A 14,254-nucleotide genomic window follows, 5' to 3' on the forward strand; every position below is an offset into this window, starting at 1 on the left:
ATAAGAGGGAGTTTTTATGAATCGGTATGAAAGGACTGAATCAGTAATTATCGGAATTGTTTTTATGATTTTTTTTGTATTAATAAAAATGGATTTTTCGATTGCCATCTCGTTGATTTTATTAGTTCTGTTTTTTGTTTTCTTATATTACACACAACATTTGTTTAAAAAGAAGATGGAAGTTCATGGTTTGAGTCGTGGTTTTACTTCAAAATGGTATTTTATAGTCATCTGCTTCTTATTCATTTTTCTTTATAATGGAGTAATAAATATCGCATTTTTTGAACGTTCATTTTTAAAAGGCTCATCAACACTACTGTTTGGAGGAATAGGGACTTTAATTGGCTAGTTTGTGAACATTAAAAATTAATATAAATGAACCTTGAACGAGTGTTTTTTGAGGGCTATTATAAAAGATTTTTGATTTCTTTATTTAATAAAATGGCAGGATAGTTTAATAAGAATATAGAAACTTTCATTAAACATATTATAAAATAGGGGATTAACTAAATGAAAAACTTTGGGATAATATTTGTATTTATGGGAGTTATTATGATGGTATTAGGTGGGTTCGAAAAGATACTTATTTCCTTATCTTTTAACGGTAATGGTAACGGTATTGATATGACCGCTATTAAAAATTTAACACCTTCATATTTATGGAATATTACAAACTTCACCTTCTGGTTTGGATTATTATTTTTCATTATTGGTTTAAGTGTATTTTTCGAAGTCTCAAAATATTTTAAAGTAGAAAATTGAATTAATATAGTAGTGTTTAAGAGGTATATTAGGAGGAACATTTTGTGAGAAGATTATTCTTGTCCATTTGTTTATTAGTAATTGTAGTAGTTTTAATGTCCTGTCAAAAAAAAGAAGATGGAATGACTTTTGAGTCAATATATACAGATAAAGAAATAACTAAAATCGTATACGGAAAAAATGGAAACTTTAAAGAATTAACTGACCTTGAGAATATTAATAGTGGGTTAATAATGTCAGGAAGATTAAGTTTATTCGTGACGAAAATCAAGAAGACCGCGCTGTCGTTTTACTATTTGACGACGGTTGCTCAGTAAAGGCTTTTCATAAAGATAAAGAAATTGGAGACTTTAAACTACTAAAATTAAAGGGCGAATACTACAAGAGTAATACTGAATTTAATGAACATGTAAAAACTTTATGCAAATAGAATTTTGAATTTCTTTATGCAACTAATGCATGCCATAGTTAGATAAAAGCTCCTAAAGGTTGTCTAATTTGACAGTCTTTTTTTATTTCAAAAATAAACTTTGAATTTAACAGAGCAAATACGAAAAATAATATAAATTAACATAGCGCTCGTTTTCATCTATTAAATCAACATGACGTTACTTATTTAATTGAAAAATTCTATTTAAACGCATGATAAAACTACTTTTCCATTCAGTGAAGTAGTTTTTTTATTTATTTTAAAAATAGTTTATTAGAAATACATTAAGCATCATTAGGAACAAATTAGTAAAAAAATATTTATAATATAATCAGTCAAATTATTACAAAAAATACTAGTTAGAATCATTTATTATTATTGAATAAATAGTTATATGTGATAATGTTAACAGTAAGGATAATCTATTTAGAAATACGGCTTAAGGAGAGATTCATATTTAAATGAACGTTTTTGACTTAAAGGCTTTTTTTACAGAAGAACATTTTTTACATCTCATTCAACAATACAAAGATTATGGTCCACTAGTTGGAATTTCAATCCCTTTTATCGAAGCAATTTGTCCAATTTTACCTTTGGTCATTTTTGTATTTGCTAATGCAGCAGCATTTGGTCCTTTTTTAGGTTTTTTATATTCATGGATTGGTTCTTGCTTAGGTTCCATTTTACTATTCTATGTTGTTAGAAAATTTGGTCAGAAACGATTTTTTTCATTTGTAAGTAAACATAAGAAAGTAGAATCATCAATAGGGTGGATTGAAAAAAAGGGATTTGGTCCAATTTTTATTATGTTTGCATTTCCGTTTTCACCATCTTTTTTAATAAATATAGTAGCCGGTTTGTCACGTATTAAAATATCACAATTTCTTATCGCATTGGTACTTGGAAAGTTTACAATGATCGCGATGATTAGTTATTTAGGGAAAGATTTAACTTCAGTGTTTCAGAAACCGATTAAAGCATTGTACATAGGAATTTTTATATTCGTATTATGGATAGTTGGAAAAGTGATTGAGAAACGTATGGACATCAAAGAAAAAACAACAGAGAAAAAGAGTGCGTCTCGATCATCTGATGAGCAATAAAGCATTATGACTCAGGGAGGGAGAGAGCAACTTTATGCTAAGAAAAGAAGTATTTGACTGGGGAAAAGCGATCATTATTGGGATCGCAATTGCTTTTATTGTAAGAACGTTCTTATTTTCTACATATGTAGTTGATGGAGAATCTATGATGCCAACTTTAAAGGATGGAAACTTACTAGTTATAAATAAATTTGGATATGAAATTAGTGCTATTAACAGATTTGACGTAATTGTTTTTCATGCAAATAAAAAAGAAGATTATGTTAAACGTGTCATTGGTTTACCTGGAGATTCACTTGAATATAAAGATGATCAGCTTTATGTTAACGATAAAAAATGGAATGAACCATATTTAAATGATTACAAAAGTTCTTTAAAGGGAACAACTTTTACACCTGATTTTAATTTAAACGAAGTTACAGGTAAAACGAAAGTTCCACCAGGCTATGTTTTTGTTGAAGGGGACAATCGACCAAAAAGTTATGACAGTCGTTTGTTTGGATTTGTAAAAATTGATAAAATTGTAGGGAAGGTCGATCTACTTTATTGGCCACTTTCAAGTTTGAATACGAATTTTAACAAATAAGCTCCTTATGGGGGCTTTTCTTATTAGGTACACATTTAAACACTTTTTTACTAAACAATAATCATTATTCTAATACATTAAGGAGGGGGATTTATGTCGTTTCAATTTATATTAGGACGTGCAGGAAGTGGAAAAACGCATCACATTTTAAATGAAATTACAGATCGATTAAAGAATGAAACAAAAAATATCATTTTTATTGTACCTGACCAAATGACCTTTCAGATGGAATATGAATTAGTTAAAAGGCAGGAAAAAAAAGCAATTATTAATTCTCAAGTTTTTAGTTTTACTCGATTAGCTTGGAAGGTTCTACAAGAAACAGGTGGAATCAGTCGGATTCATATTGGTGAGATTGGAATTTCTATGATTCTTCGAAAGATTATTGAGGAAAAGAAAGAAGAATTGAAAGTTTTTCATCACGTTGCTGATCGACAAGGATTTTATAAGGAACTAACGGGTCTTATTGCTGAGTTTAAAGGTTTTCAAGTTTCTTCAGATGAATTATCTTCCGTTATTTTACAAATGGAGCAAGATTCATCAAAGGATCATATCTTTATTCAACAAAAGATAAATGATATTCAAATAGTGTTTGATGCTTTTAATACATATATGAAAGATAAGTATCTTGATTCAGAAGACTATTTAAATTTGTTGATTCAAGAATTACCTAAAAGTGATTATATAAAAGACAGTATTATTTATATTGATGGATATTATGACTTGGCACCTCAAGAGCGAAATGTAGTTGAGGAGCTAATGAGATATTGTAGTGAGGTAAATTTCTCTCTCACAATCGACCGGCCATATGATGATTTTTTACCACATGAACTAAATTTATTTTATAAACCAGCGCTTCTATATCAACAAATTAAAGAGATTGCTTTAACTACAAAGCAAACAATGGAGCAACCTGTTATTTGTCATCATAACTTTAGAAATCAATCGAATGATTTGAAGTATTTCGAAACGAATTTTGATAACAGACCAGTTAAGCCTTCGTTTGAATCAGATGGAATTAGGATTATGTCGGCATCTAATCGACGAGCTGAAGTAAATGGGATTGCCAAAGATATTATTAATAAGGTACGTGATCAAGGATACCGATATCGTGATATAGCCATTTTCTTAAGAAATGGAGATTCATATTCGCATTTGATTTCAACTATTTTTCATGCGTACGAAATACCCATTTTCATAGAAGAAAAGCGTTCTATGCTAACGCATCCATTATTTACGTTTTTACAGGCTACTTTCGATATCATTCAAAAAAATTGGAGATATGAATCAGTTTTCAATGCGTATAAAACGGAATTAGTTTATCCATTCGAAAGTAATCTTGATAAGAATCGTGAACAGCTCGAGTTATTTGAGAATTATTGCATAGCGTACGGTAAGCAAGGAAAAAGGTGGACGATTGAAGAGCCATGGAAGTATCGAAAGTATCGCTCAACTGAAGGTATTGATAGAGGGATAACAACTGAAGAGTTAGAATTCGAGGCATTAATCAATTCCGTAAGAGATTTATTAGTAAAGCCAATACTTACATTTCAAAGCAATCTAAAGCAAGCAAAAAATGCGAGAGAAATGTGTGTAGCATTGTATGAATTTGTTGAATCGCTAGATTTTTCAAGGAAGCTTCAACGTTTAAAGGATGATGCTGAAAATCGATCCAATTTAATTGAAAGTAAAGATCATGAGCAAGTTTGGAAAGGGTTTATTCAACTTTTAGATGAATGCGTTGAATTAATTGGAGAAGAAAAGCTGTCTCGTAAAACATTTTTTGAAATTCTTCAAACTGGTTTTCAATCACTTCAATTTGCGAATGTTCCTGCATCATTAGATCAAGTAAACATAGCTGATTTTGATCATTCAAGATTACAAAATGTAAAATGTGCTTATATCATTGGTGTAAATGAAGGTGTTATTCCAAGGAAGGCTAATGAAGACGGATTATTAGGCGACACTGCCAGGGAGTTTTTACAATCATTTGGTGTAGAAGTAGCACCAACAAGTAAGCACCAATTATTTGTAGAAAATTTTAATATCTATACTGGAATTAATCGAGCAAGCCATGAGTTAATCATTAGTTACCCATTAGCAAGTGATGATGGAAAAAGTCTTGCCCCATCAAGTCTCATTCAAAGGATAAAATCGATTTTTCCAAATATACATCAACGATTTGAAAGTGGAGACTTAACATTTAGTTCCGTAGAAGAACAGCTAACATCTATTACAAATTATGGTACAGCGTTAACGAATTTAGTTTCTCAGCTTCAAGTTTGGTCGACTAGAGAAACAGAAACGAATATGGATTTATGGTGGACGCTTTATAATGTCTTACGAGAAAATTCTGATTCAAAAGATAAACTGTATAAAGTAATAGGTAGTGTAATGTATAACAATGTCGCGAAAGATCTTGGAGTAGATTTAAGTACAGAATTATATGGGGAGGAATTGAGTGGATCGGTTTCACGAATCGAGCTTTTCCATCAATGCGCATATGCCCATTTTGCACGATATGGTCTTAAGCTTCAAGAACGTGAAATTTATAAGTTTGAATCATTTGATATGGGTCAATTATTCCACAGTGCTTTAACAATTATTGGAGAGAATCTTTTACAGACAGGGAAAAGCTGGAGTAGTTTAACGAATTCAGAATGTGATGAATTAGCAGCTCAAGTAGTAGATGAAATCTCTCCAAAGTTTCAACGTGAGATTTTGTTAAGTACGAATCGATATATGTTTTTAAAGAGAAAAATGAAGGATGTTATTGCTAAAGTATCCTCAATTTTAAGTCAACAAGAGCATGCAGGTAAATTTGTTCCTGTTGCTTTAGAAGTACCATTTGGTATAGGTAAACAGTTAAATTCTTATGAACTTCCGATTGATGGGAAGAGAAGAATGGTATTAAATGGCCGAATTGACCGAATTGATAAAGCAACAAGTGGAAAAGGCGATTACTTACGAATTTTGGATTATAAATCAACGAAGAAGGAATTAAAATTATCAGATGTTTACTACGGACTTGCTTTACAGTTACTAACCTATTTAGATATAGCTGTAGCAAATTCAACAACATTACTTGGAAAGCACGCGGACCCGGCTGGTATACTTTATTTCCATGTTCAAAATCCGATTGTTAAAGTTAAAAATAATATCGAACTCGATGAAATTCAGGATGAGATCTTTAAAAAGTTTAAAATGAATGGATTACTTTTAGAAGATCGTGAAAGTAATACGTTAATGGATGAAGCCTTAATTCAAGATGGAAGCACTTCAAAAATTGTACCGATTAGGCTTAAGAAAACCGGAGAGTATATGGCGAAATATTCAAAAACGGTGAAGCCTGAACAATATCCAATGATGACAAATTATATAAAGCAAAAATTTACTGAAGCTGGTCAGCAAATATACAACGGTTTTGTAGAAGCAAATCCATATCAGCAAAAGGATAAAATACCATGTACATATTGCTCGTACCAATCAGTATGTCAATTTGATGCGAATGTAAAAGGAAATGAATATCGTGTTCTACCTCCTTTAGAAGATAGTGAAGCATTACAAAAAATGATCGAGGTGGTGAATAAAGATGAGTAAAGAAGAAAATAACGCAAGTAAAACAACATGGACAGTCGACCAACAAAAAGCGATTGATTTCGAAGGGTCGGATATTCTTGTAGCAGCAGCTGCTGGTTCTGGAAAGACGGCTGTTCTTGTTGAACGAATTATTCAAAAAATCATTCGAGATGTAAATCCAATAGATGTTGATGAATTACTTGTTGTTACTTTTACAAAAGCAAGTGCCCAGGAAATGAAGGAAAGGATCGGGATTGCATTAGAGAAACAACTTGTAAATAATCCTGAATCTGATCATTTAAGGAAACAAGCTTCTTTGTTAAATAAAGCTTCAATCTCAACTATTCACTCTTTTTGTACGGAAGTCATTCGATCAAATTACTATATGGTAGAATTAGATCCAAACTTTCGTACTGCAGAAGAAATTGAGATTCAATTACTGATGGATGAAGTGTTAGAAGAGTTGATGGAGTCAGAATATAGTGATGAATCTAATTTAGTCTTCTTTGATTTAGTTGAGCGATATACTAGTGATCGAGATGATAATGATTTACCAAAATTAATATTAAAGCTATATCGTCATGCAATTTCTAATCCAAACCCAAGTGAGTTTTTAAATGCGTTCATCCATCAATATAAAGTAGTCGGTAAGCCAGTTGATGAGATTCCTTTTATTCAAGAGCTTAAGAAATTTATTCAAGATGATCTGTTTGCTTGTATAAACACTTATAAACAAGCTCTAGATATAATAGAAAGTCCTGATGGTCCAATTAAGTATGCTGAAGTGTTTAAAGAGGAGTATGCTAATTTAGAATGTTTATTCCATGCTTCAGAAAAATCATGGGAAGAAATACATGTTGGTCTACAAAAAATAGTATTTAATCGATTGCCCACTATTAAAAAGACAGAGGGAGATCAACAGAAAAAGGAATTAGTAGCGAATTTCCGAAAAGACGTTAAAAAGAAGATTGATGATATAAGAGATAAGTATTTTAGTCGAAGTATTGACGTTCAATTAAGACAAATAAGTGAATTAGAACCCCTAGTTGAAAAGTTAATTGAACTTGTTAATCGTTTCATCGTGTTATTTAAAGAAGCAAAATTAGAAAATGGAATTTTAGATTTCAATGATTTAGAACACTATGCACTTGAAATTTTAAAGGAAAAAGACGAAACAGATTTATTAGTACCTTCATCGGTTGCAAGAGTTTATCAAGAAAAGTTTAACGAAGTGTTGGTAGATGAATACCAAGATACGAACTATGTACAAGAATCGATTTTAAGATTAATCACAAAAGGTACGGGAGCTTCTGGTAATCTTTTTATGGTTGGAGATGTTAAGCAATCAATCTATCGCTTTCGATTAGCCGAACCACAGCTGTTTATAAATAAATACAATTTATATGAAAAAGAAAAAAATGAAAGAACTGGTTTAAGAATCGATCTTTCTAAAAACTTTAGAAGTAGAGCGGAAGTATTAGATGCTACCAATTTTATTTTTCAACAAATCATGGGAAGAGAAATTGGTGGAATTGAGTATGATGAAGATGCGATGTTAAAGCTAGGTGCGAGCTATCCTGATTACTCAGACTCGGCTGCTGAATTAATCTTATTAACGAATTCGGATGAAGAAGAAAATGATCCTGAGTTCAGTGAGCAAGAAGATGATGATCTTGTGGAAGAAAAGCTTGAACAAATTGAGGCAAGATATGTAGCAAGAAGAATAAAGGATTTAGTTGAAAGTGAATATTTAGTAACGGAAAAGACTGGAGAAATGAGACCAGTAAAATATAATGATATTGCTATTTTAGGCCGTTCATTATCGAATGCAGATTTGTATATCGAAGAATGCAAAGCGTTAGGTATACCGCTTTATGCTGAGAAATCAAAGGACTTATTTCAAACGATTGAAGTGGCCGTCTTTTTAAATTTATTAAAGCTAATCGATAATACGATTCAAGATATTCCACTTGCATCTGTCCTACGTTCTCCAATTGTAGGACTTTCGGAACCGGAATTAACGATGATTAGACTAAATCATAAAAATGGATCCTTTTACGATGCATGTCAAGATTATCTAAATAATTATGAAAACCGCCATAAACAGCTTTCAATTAAATTAGTAAATTTCTTTGCACAAATAAAGGAATGGAAACGACTCGTTAAAAGGGAGACACTTTCAATCTTTATTTGGAAGGTATTAAAGGAATCTACATACTATGACTTTGTCGGAGGCTTACCAGGTGGTAAACAAAGGCAAGCAAATTTAATTACGTTATTTGATCGTGCTAAAGCATTAGAAGAATCAAATTATAGAAGTCTATTTCAGTTTTTAAGATTTTTAGATCGGATGCAAGAAAGAGATGAAAAGCTAGATGAGGTTCGTATTTTAAGTGATCAAGAAAATGTCGTTCAAATGATGACAATCCATAAAAGTAAGGGATTGGAGTTTCCAGTTGTGTTTGTCGTGAATACATCTAAGCAATTTAATATGCAGGATTTAAGGGCGAAATTCATTTTACAAAAGGAATTAGGTCTAGGTATGAATTTTGTACATCCTGCGTATCGTACGACTAATTCAACTCTTTTGAAGGAAACAATCAAGCGCAAGGAACATGAAGAGTTAATTTCCGAGGAGTTAAGAATTCTTTATGTTGCATTAACTCGTGCTAGAGAAAAACTTATTTTAGTAGGTAAAGTAAATGATGCACAAAAAATGATTGAAAGTTGGAAGGAAGTTGAAAACCATCAAGAATGGCTACTGCCATTAAATGTTATAAGTGGTGCTAAAAGTTATCTTGATTGGATTGGTCCTTCGATCATTCGGCACGATTCTAGTAATGCAATTAGACTTGAAGATGATTTGTGGCATACAGAAAATGAAATTCAGTTTTATCCATGTCGCTGGAATTATTCAATTGTAGATGCTTCTACAATTCAATCATTGGAAACTGAGGAAGTAGAAAATAATAAAGTCGAAGTATTTCAAGCCTTTCAGTCAAAGGAACCGATTCAAATTAACAATGATGAGCTTCATGAAAAACTAGAGAATCAATTAAACTGGCAATATCATCATAGACAATCAACGCTATATCGACCAAAACAATCTGTTACAGAATTAAAAAGGAAAATGCAAGAAGAAGATCCATATAGTCAACGTTTTACAGCGGCTAAAACGAAAGATTTCCCACTTGAAAGACCGAAGTTTATGTCAGAACAAAAAATGAATTCAGCTGAAAAAGGAACTGCTACCCATGCTGTTATGCAAAATCTAGATTATCAATTTGTTTCATCTCATGAAGACATCATTAATCAGATAAATAGTATGGTTTTAAAAGAATTAATTACCCAAGAGCAAGGGAAAGCTGTAAATAGCTTGGAGATTTTTGAATTCTGTCAATCGCAGCTTGGTCAATTAGTGGCAAACTCCAATCAAAATCTGCGCGAAGTACCATTTAGTTATGGTGTTTCAACAAATGAAATTTATAAAGATTGGGTAGATGCAGAGGAAGTTGTATTAATCCAAGGGATTATTGATTTACTTTTAATTGATGGAGACGAGGTTATATTAATTGATTATAAAACCGATCGAACTGGTGCATTTGCAACAAGCGATGCCTTGAAGCAAGAAGCAATTAGAAGATATGGTGTTCAGCTCGATCTTTATTCAAAGGCAATTGAAGCGGGTATGGATAAACTTGTTAAAGCTAAGTATCTATACTTTTTCGATGGTGGTCATATTGTAGAATTATAGAATAAAGCGATGCTGATAGCATCGCTTTTTTGTGTATTATAGAGTCGCAATTTCATTCTGATCTACTAAATCAGCATCTAAAGTATTAGTTGCACTTGCGCCGTTTATTGTTGCCGGTAGAAACCCAGTATTACCTGAGCCTGAGCCGAAATATGATTTTGTTTGCGTTTTCGGTGAGATATTATTAAGATCTCCTGTATTTATATTTCCTTCATTGCTCGTGATAACAATAGCACCAAGAAATGTTGGCATGAAATATCCTCCTTTCTTAATCGTTTATGTTTGGTTCTGATGTTTCTTTTTTCTGTCTTGTTACTACAGGTACTGTAGGTACGGTTGGTACTACTGTGTGTACCGGAACTACAGGTGCTACTGGTACTACAGTGTGTGGCGTTATAGCTGGCGAAACTGGTGTAGTAGGTTGAACAAGTACATCTGATTGAAAGGGTTGCATATGCTGTGTCATCATTGGCTGCATTAGTTGAGAAAAAGTAGGTTGAACATGACTGCCTGGAGTTTGGTAATGTATTGTAGGTGTTGAGATAAAATGTCGTATTTGATGGACTCGTGCTAACATTGTGGCACTATGAACTGATCCTATAACAGAAGCACTCGCTGAGCTGATACCGTTATAACTAATTGAACCAACTTGGATTGTCGGGTTAAGATTTACACGATTTAATTTTACATTTGGTACATATGGAAGATGTTTTGGAATTACTTTATAAAGTGGATAAATTTCAAAAACATCCCTTTTTGGATTAGCAAGTATATTTCCTTCTTCTTGAAGCGCGAGAGCATTTGACTCTGCGTTTATTGAAAATGCATCCCCAAACTGCAAAATGCTTGAAAATAGTACTGTATTTACATCGTATCTTTCTACTGCGGCTAAACGAAATCTTGGATCAATTTTAAACATTAACTTACAGATAAAGGTACAAATGGTCCAATAATTAATGATTCTGGTGGTGTGTCAAATATAGAAGATAGTGAAATATTATGAGCATCTCCAACCAAAAATAAAGAAGATGAAGAAATGGCTGTAAATTTTATTACTTCTACTTGTAAATTGCAATTTGTTACATTTAAATTCATCCTTTATTCTCCTTTCCAATATTATGTGGTAAGTTTTGTAAAAAGGCGCTATAGGCTGTTCGAATATCTCTTAACATGTGTAAAACGACTTCTTCAGAGTATCTGAGTGGATTATCAGCGAAGTTTGGTTTGTTTTTATATAAATCAATATAGTATGGAATTCTAATATCCATTTGATTTCGTATATCATCGATCATCATTTGACGATAATAATCATCTACTGCAACCCTAAGCTCTGTTTCTAATTGGAGAATCGTTTCTAGTGCTTCTTCCTTTAAATGGAAATGAATTCGATCTGCTATATATGATTTCAAAGCTTTCATATTATTGTCAGGTTTAATATCAATTTGCTGGTTTTCTACAGTTAAATCATCAAATTTAGGAGCTTGAAGCGGATTCAGTCCGATTGTTAAGGTACCATTTAAATTTTCTACTTTTAATTGGTCAAATTTATATTCAATTTTATCAATTTTTGTCTCAGGTCTTTGAGAAAGTTCAAGAACAGTAGCCTCAAGCTGAACTACTTTAGCTTTTAATTGTTCAATTATTTGAGACTGTTCAAGTAGTAATTGCTCAATTTGAGTCTGTCTTAATTCTAGTTGATTCATAGAATTCCCTCGCTTTCAATTTGCTACAGGAATACAATTATGTTTCTTGCGAGGTTTGAACGATTTGACCTGGTTCAGTAAGTGGTGGTGCTGCTTCTGAATAATCTCCAGTATTATTCGTTATCGTTTTTGCATTTATATGTCCTGTTGTACCAATTTGAAAAACAGATGAGTTTACAATCCCACCGGTTTTTAGCTGATTAATAATAATTGTTTGATGTATATATATATTCAAACGACACCCTCCTTTACATGTTGCCAACCATTGGCTGATCAACTTGGTCTTGATCATATACGGTCGAAATACTTTTATTATTGTAAACTGTTACATTATCACCAGTATTAAACGAACCAGCACCGGCGTACGTTTGAGCACTACTTTTAGGTATGATATTATATGCATCACCCACGTTAACTACAGCGCTACTACCGATACTGACGATATTAATTACTCCAACATAAGCAGGCATGACTGTACACCCTTTGTTCTTTTATGATTATGTATTATATGGCCATTTAACCTAAAACGTGATTGTAGACTACGTATTGTTAAGAAGTATTAATTTTAATAATAGGAAGAAAAGGGGGGAAGGGAAAATTATAAGAGAAGAGATATCGTATTCTATAACAAAAAAAATACTAGCTGCAATTAGAATAAACTAATCGCAAGCTAGCTATTAGGCTCTCCTTTTAGAAGAGGTAAAGGTCGAGATCATATTCATTAGCCTGTCCAATTCCTGGCTACATAAAACTGTTTTCTTGTTCGTAAAGCCATATCGTCCCGCATAATATACCATTCGGGCCCGTTTTTTCTCTATAACATGAAGCAGCAATTTAGTCACCAACTTTGTTCAAGAATAGGGAATTATGTCTAGGTCTCACGATGTATGTAATGCTATTATACAAAATCATTTTCATATGAGAAGACATTCGCTAAAAGAAGTGTAAAACTTACAAAATACTACAATATTCATCTGCATTCCATCTTCGGAAAGTGGAAATTGAAAGGTTTTTGTAGGATAAACTATACGGGGTGTCGAATTGTAAGGAGCTATAGATGATATTGAATTTATTTTCGACAGTAGATTACAATCCTAGATTAATATAATTTATGATTTTTAAAAATGAATATTAAGTCATGCTTTTCATAACGGTTAATGGGTATAAAATCATAGGTTATATTTTGAACAATATGTGAATTTTTATAAATCTTTTCCATTTCCATCTCCTCTACATTTTTCCTTATTGGATCTCTTATGTTATGATTATTTAGAATATATATTTGGGAGGAAATGAAATGATTCACTTACATATTACATCGTGGGTAATCGCTATTATTTTAGCTTTATTTGTTGGGCACGGATACAAAAATGGTTGGAATGTGAAAGTTGCCCATATGATTTTACGTCTTTTATACTTCGTTATTTTAGGAACTGGACTGTATTTATTTATTCATATTTCAAATAAAGAAAATATGCCGTCTAATATGATGATGCTTTATAACGTAAAAATGACACTTGGTATTCTTATGTTAGGTGTGTTTGAATATTTCACAGTGTCATCTAAGAAACACCGTAAAATGGTTGTTCCTGCAACTATTTTTACAGTATTTATTTTAGCTTTATTATATTTAGGATTTAGATTACCACAAGGTTTTCACTTCTTTGCTTAATAAAAAAACTGTCACATATTTCTTGTGACAGTTTTTTTTTGTATTTATGAAAGTTGAGTTAATAGGTAGCGGTTACCTGTAGCTTTCGTAAGTTCAAATCGATGGTTTTGTTCTTCAGATGAAATTCTAAATTGGTGATATACTGAACAAACAAGTTCTCCATTATCAAATACGATGAAATTAACTCCTTCTGAAGGTGAACCTTCAGGTTGAAATGACAGGAAGTTATGACAGTACAAGCAATCGTATAGGGAAAAACTATGCGTATTTAGTAGGTACGCCAAAGTATAAAATGATTCATCGGTCAAATTTTTCAATAGTGAATCGAAGCTATATAAAAGCTTTCTTCGAATACGAAGGATATCACCATTTTGTAATTTTTTCTTTTTGGAATACTGAATAATAAAATTACCATTTTTTAAAGAAGCAGGAACCCACTCTTCATTTATAGAAACTTCAAAATCTTCATCGATAAGATCCTCAAGTAAAAATGCCTCATCAGTTTCATCATCGAAAAAGACCCATTCGTCATTTATTTCTTCAATTGCTCCAATAGTAAAAGCGCGAGGTTGCTTTTGAAATAATTGTGATCGGTGCTTAAATTGCATTAAGTAACCTCCAGTTACAAGCGTTCTGCTGTTCATTGTTTAATTACATAGGTTCAA

16 protein-coding genes are annotated in these 14,254 nt (G+C 32.0%); 8 read left to right on the forward strand and 8 right to left on the reverse strand.

Translation table 11 applies throughout. The annotated features are described in order from the left end of the window. The first annotated feature begins 16 nt into the window (after nt 1-16). The 7 genes from ACFVRR_RS00435 (at nt 17) to addA (ending at nt 10,214) form a co-directional block, all read left to right on the forward strand. Nucleotides 17-349, forward strand: coding sequence for a hypothetical protein (locus ACFVRR_RS00435; RefSeq protein ID WP_387323542.1), 333 nt, complete (start codon nt 17-19; stop codon nt 347-349). 161 nt (nt 350-510) lie between these two features. Further along, a complete protein-coding gene (locus tag ACFVRR_RS00440; protein ID WP_335479757.1) occupies nt 511-762 on the forward strand; it encodes a hypothetical protein in 252 nt (83 codons plus the stop codon). A 44-nt stretch (nt 763-806) separates the two neighbouring features. After that, nucleotides 807-1,079, forward strand: coding sequence for a hypothetical protein (locus ACFVRR_RS00445; protein WP_387323545.1), 273 nt, complete (start codon nt 807-809; stop codon nt 1,077-1,079). A 574-nt stretch (nt 1,080-1,653) separates the two neighbouring features. After that, nucleotides 1,654-2,295: a TVP38/TMEM64 family protein gene (locus ACFVRR_RS00450; protein ID WP_387323548.1), complete on the forward strand. Its 642-nt coding sequence runs from the start codon at nt 1,654-1,656 to the stop codon at nt 2,293-2,295. Between the two features lie 34 nt (nt 2,296-2,329). Next, on the forward strand, nt 2,330-2,881 hold the full coding sequence (lepB, locus tag ACFVRR_RS00455; RefSeq protein ID WP_387323551.1) for a signal peptidase I: 552 nt from the start codon (nt 2,330-2,332) through the stop codon (nt 2,879-2,881). Between the two features lie 93 nt (nt 2,882-2,974). After that, nucleotides 2,975-6,481, forward strand: a complete 3,507-nt coding sequence (gene addB / locus ACFVRR_RS00460) for a helicase-exonuclease AddAB subunit AddB (protein ID WP_387323554.1) — start codon at nt 2,975-2,977, stop codon at nt 6,479-6,481. Beyond that, nucleotides 6,474-10,214 carry a helicase-exonuclease AddAB subunit AddA gene (addA, locus tag ACFVRR_RS00465; RefSeq protein ID WP_387323557.1) on the forward strand — a complete coding sequence of 1,247 codons (3,741 nt, stop codon included), beginning with the start codon at nt 6,474-6,476 and terminating at the stop codon, nt 10,212-10,214. Before addB ends, addA begins: the two co-directional genes overlap by 8 nt. A gap of 36 nt (nt 10,215-10,250) precedes the next feature. Here the strand turns inward: addA and ACFVRR_RS00470 are convergent, their stop codons facing one another. The 7 genes from ACFVRR_RS00470 to ACFVRR_RS00500 form a co-directional block, all read right to left on the reverse strand. After that, a complete protein-coding gene (locus ACFVRR_RS00470; protein WP_387323560.1) occupies nt 10,251-10,466 on the reverse strand; it encodes a spore germination protein in 216 nt (71 codons plus the stop codon). A 16-nt stretch (nt 10,467-10,482) separates the two neighbouring features. Continuing rightward, nucleotides 10,483-11,133 (reverse strand): spore germination protein GerPE, encoded by a 651-nt coding sequence (locus ACFVRR_RS00475; protein WP_387323562.1) that lies wholly within the window; start codon nt 11,131-11,133, stop codon nt 10,483-10,485. Continuing rightward, nucleotides 11,133-11,309, reverse strand: coding sequence for a spore gernimation protein GerPD (locus tag ACFVRR_RS00480; protein ID WP_387323564.1), 177 nt, complete (start codon nt 11,307-11,309; stop codon nt 11,133-11,135). The genes ACFVRR_RS00475 and ACFVRR_RS00480 overlap by 1 nt, the downstream gene beginning before the upstream one ends. Beyond that, a complete protein-coding gene (gerPC, locus tag ACFVRR_RS00485) occupies nt 11,306-11,917 on the reverse strand; it encodes a spore germination protein GerPC (protein ID WP_387323567.1) in 612 nt (203 codons plus the stop codon). The genes ACFVRR_RS00480 and gerPC overlap by 4 nt, the downstream gene beginning before the upstream one ends. 37 nt (nt 11,918-11,954) lie before the next feature. After that, nucleotides 11,955-12,152, reverse strand: coding sequence for a spore germination protein GerPB (locus ACFVRR_RS00490; protein WP_387323570.1), 198 nt, complete (start codon nt 12,150-12,152; stop codon nt 11,955-11,957). 13 nt (nt 12,153-12,165) lie between these two features. Beyond that, complete coding sequence (locus ACFVRR_RS00495; RefSeq protein WP_069032959.1) at nt 12,166-12,387, reverse strand: spore germination protein; 222 nt, start codon at nt 12,385-12,387, stop codon at nt 12,166-12,168. Between the two features lie 207 nt (nt 12,388-12,594). Continuing rightward, a complete protein-coding gene (locus tag ACFVRR_RS00500; protein ID WP_088012099.1) occupies nt 12,595-12,750 on the reverse strand; it encodes an aspartyl-phosphate phosphatase Spo0E family protein in 156 nt (51 codons plus the stop codon). A gap of 464 nt (nt 12,751-13,214) precedes the next feature. On the opposite strand from ACFVRR_RS00500, the gene ACFVRR_RS00505 reads away from it, so the two are divergent. Next, nucleotides 13,215-13,589, forward strand: a complete 375-nt coding sequence (locus ACFVRR_RS00505; protein WP_097973702.1) for a DUF1516 family protein — start codon at nt 13,215-13,217, stop codon at nt 13,587-13,589. A 44-nt stretch (nt 13,590-13,633) separates the two neighbouring features. Here ACFVRR_RS00505 and ACFVRR_RS00510 read toward each other — a convergent pair whose 3' ends face one another. Continuing rightward, a complete protein-coding gene (locus tag ACFVRR_RS00510) occupies nt 13,634-14,197 on the reverse strand; it encodes a DUF2777 family protein (RefSeq protein WP_387323576.1) in 564 nt (187 codons plus the stop codon). Between the last annotated feature and the right edge of the window lie 57 nt (nt 14,198-14,254).

This window comes from Gottfriedia sp. NPDC057948 (assembly GCF_042887255.1).
In the GTDB taxonomy this organism is placed as follows: Bacteria; Bacillota; Bacilli; order Bacillales; family Bacillaceae_G; genus Gottfriedia.